Genomic DNA, 3,158 nt, shown 5'->3' on the forward strand with positions numbered 1-3,158 from the left:
GATCACGTTGAAGACGCCCTGCGGATGGCCCAGTTCCGCCAGCACTCCGCCGATGATCTCGGCGATCAGCACGGTGGAGGCGGGGGTGGTGTCCGAGGGCTTGATGACGACCGTATTGCCCGCGGCGAGGGCCGGGGCGAACTTCCATACGGCCATCATCATCGGGTAGTTCCACGGTGCGACCTGGGCGCAGACCCCGACCGGCTCACGCCGGATGATCGAGGTGAGCCCCTCCATGTACTCACCGGCCGAGCGGCCCTCCAGCATCCGGGCCGCACCCGCGAAGAAGCGGATCTGGTCGATCATCGGCGGGATTTCCTCGTCCCGCGTGAGACCGATCGGCTTGCCGGTGTTCTCGGACTCGGCGGCGATCAGCTCCTCCGCCCGCACCTCGAAGGCGTCGGCGATCTTGAGCAGTGCCTTCTGGCGCTCGCCGGGCACCAGGTCGCGCCAGGCCGGGAAGGCGGCCTCGGCGGCGGCCATCGCCGCGTCCACGTCCGCCGCGCCCGAGAGCGGCGCGGTGGCATAGGGCTCGCCCGTGGCCGGGTTGACCACCTCCGTGGTCCGCCCGTCCGCGGCGTCCCGGAACGCTCCGTCGATGTAGTTGCGCAGACGACGCAGTTCGGTGGTCACGTGCCACCCCTCCTGTTGTCCTGTTGGCTGTCCGATGGGTGAGACATCCACAGTAGTCGCCGGGGCTGCGCTTTCAACATACCCGCCACACCAGAACAACGGAATCAGTGTTTTCAGGGCCCCTGAACGACGAAATTCATCGATGAAGGGTTGCGACACGAGCGAGGCTCGTGCACAGTGAGGGTCGTGGCCACACCTGACAAGAACGGCACGACCCTCGACTCCGTATCCCTGGCGATCATCGAGCAGCTCCAGGAAGACGGCCGCCGGCCGTACGCCGCCATCGGAAAGGCCGTGGGGCTCTCCGAGGCCGCCGTGCGGCAGCGCGTGCAGAAGCTGCTCGACCAGGGCGTGATGCAGATCGTCGCCGTCACCGATCCTCTCACCGTGGGGTTCCGGCGGCAGGCGATGGTCGGCATCAACGTCGAGGGCGATCTCGACCCGGTCGCGGACGCGCTGACCGCCATGGACGAGGTCGAGTACGTGGTCGTCACCGCGGGTTCCTTCGATCTCCTGATCGAGATCGTCTGCGAGGACGACGACCACCTCCTCGAAATGATCAACAAGCGGATCCGCACGCTGCCCGGCGTGCGCTCCACCGAGAGCTTCGTCTACCTCAAGCTCCGGAAGCAGACCTATACCTGGGGAACGAGATAGCAATGAGCGCCGACCTCTCCAAGACGGCGTACGACCACCTGTGGATGCACTTCACCCGCATGTCGTCGTACGAGAACTCCCCCGTGCCGACGATCGTGCGCGGTGAGGGCACGTACATCTACGACGACAAGGGCAAGCGATACATCGACGGCCTGGCCGGCCTGTTCGTGGTCAACGCGGGCCACGGCCGGGTCGAGCTGGCCGAGACGGCCTATAAGCAGGCCCAGGAGCTGGCCTTCTTCCCGGTGTGGAGCTATGCCCACCCCAAGGCCGTCGAGCTCGCCGAGCGGCTCGCGGGCTACGCGCCCGGCGACCTGAACAAGGTCTTCTTCACCACGGGCGGCGGCGAGGCCGTCGAGACCGCGTGGAAGCTGGCCAAGCAGTACTTCAAGCTCACCGGCAAGCCCACCAAGCACAAGGTCATATCCCGGGCGGTGGCCTACCACGGCACCCCGCAGGGAGCCCTGTCGATCACCGGGCTGCCGGGGCTCAAGGCCCCCTTCGAACCGCTGGTCCCCGGTGCCCACAAGGTCCCCAACACCAACATCTACCGCGCCCCGATCTTCGGCGACGACCCCGTGGCGTTCGGCCGCTGGGCCGCCGACCAGATCGAGCAGCAGATCCTCTTCGAGGGCCCGGACACCGTGGCCGCGGTCTTCCTGGAGCCGGTGCAGAACGCGGGCGGCTGCTTCCCGCCGCCGCCCGGGTACTTCCAGCGGGTCCGCGAGATCTGCGACAAGTACGATGTGCTGCTGGTCTCGGACGAGGTCATCTGCGCCTTCGGACGGCTGGGCACGATCTTCGCCTGTGACAAGTTCGGCTACGTCCCGGACATGATCACCTGTGCCAAGGGCATGACCTCGGGCTACTCCCCGATCGGCGCGTGCATCATCTCCGACCGGCTCGCCGAGCCGTTCTACGAGGGCGACAACACCTTCCTCCACGGCTACACCTTCGGCGGCCACCCGGTCTCGGCCGCGGTCGGCGTCGCCAACCTCGACATCTTCGAGCGCGAGGGCCTCAACCAGCATGTGCTGGACAACGAGGGCGCGTTCCGGTCCACGCTGGAGCGGCTGCACGATCTGCCGATCGTCGGCGATGTCCGGGGGGACGGCTTCTTCTACGGCATCGAGCTGGTGAAGGACAAGGCCACCAAGGAGTCCTTCGACGAGGAGGAGACCGAGCGGATCCTCTACGGCTTCCTCTCCAAGGCGCTGTACGAGAACGGGCTGTACTGCCGGGCCGACGACCGCGGCGACCCGGTTGTGCAGTTGGCGCCGCCGCTGATCGCCGACCAGGCGCTCTTCGACGAGATCGAGCAGATCCTGCGGACGGTGCTGACGGAGGCGTGGACCAAGCTCTGACGCTGGGCCGCTCGGGCAGGCCAAGGTGGAGTGGTTCAGGCTCGCTTGAGGCTGAGGCCGAGTTGAGGCTCAGGTCCACTTGAGCCTGAGACCCAGTGGAGGCTGAGGTTCAGTGGAGGCTGAGGTTCAGTGGAGGCTGAGGCTCGCTTGAGGCTCAGATCCACTTGACCCTGAGGCCAGTTGAGGCTGATGCCCAGTTGGCTGAAGCTCAGGCCCACGTTGAGGCTCACGCCCACTTGAGCGCGAACCACAGCTCCATCCGGACGTCCGCGTCGCCCAGGTCCACATCCAGCAGGGCCTCGACGCGGGCGATCCGCTGACGGACCGTATTGCGGTGCACCTCCAGTGCCACTGCCGTACGGTCCCAGCTTCCCTGCAGCGACAGCCACACCCGCACCGTCTCCAGCAGCGCCGGTGCGCCGTCGAGCGGCGCGAGCAGGGCCCGGCCGTGCGCCCCCGCCTCGGCCGGGTCCACCAGCGAGCCGACCCCGCCCGCGCGGGCCG

The 3,158-nt window shown here is 67.4% G+C and carries 4 protein-coding genes; 2 read left to right on the forward strand and 2 right to left on the reverse strand.

What is annotated here, in order from left to right; translation table 11 throughout:
• Positions 1 to 633: aldehyde dehydrogenase family protein (locus tag KN815_RS45085; RefSeq protein WP_216347595.1), on the reverse strand; the 633-nt coding region annotated here is incomplete at its 3' end.
• Between the two features lie 186 nt (positions 634 to 819).
• Here KN815_RS45085 and KN815_RS45090 point away from each other — a divergent pair.
• Both KN815_RS45090 and KN815_RS45095 read left to right on the forward strand, forming a co-directional pair.
• Positions 820 to 1,290, forward strand: a complete 471-nt coding sequence (locus KN815_RS45090; protein ID WP_043235601.1) for an Lrp/AsnC family transcriptional regulator — start codon at positions 820 to 822, stop codon at positions 1,288 to 1,290.
• A gap of 2 nt (positions 1,291 to 1,292) precedes the next feature.
• Entirely contained in the window at positions 1,293 to 2,654 is a 1,362-nt protein-coding gene (locus tag KN815_RS45095; protein WP_216347596.1) for an aspartate aminotransferase family protein, read from the forward strand.
• A 226-nt stretch (positions 2,655 to 2,880) separates the two neighbouring features.
• Here the strand turns inward: KN815_RS45095 and KN815_RS45100 are convergent.
• On the reverse strand, positions 2,881 to 3,158 hold a 278-nt coding region (locus tag KN815_RS45100; protein WP_216347597.1), incomplete at its 5' end, for a helix-turn-helix domain-containing protein.

Origin of the sequence: Streptomyces niphimycinicus (assembly GCF_018883605.1) — a bacterium.
Taxonomy (GTDB): Bacteria; Actinomycetota; Actinomycetes; order Streptomycetales; family Streptomycetaceae; genus Streptomyces; species Streptomyces niphimycinicus.

Coding starts and splice junctions, on each gene's coding strand:
- KN815_RS45095 (WP_216347596.1), top strand. CDS start 1,293: ATGAGCGCCGACCTCTCCAAGACGGCGTACGACCACCTGTGGATGCAC.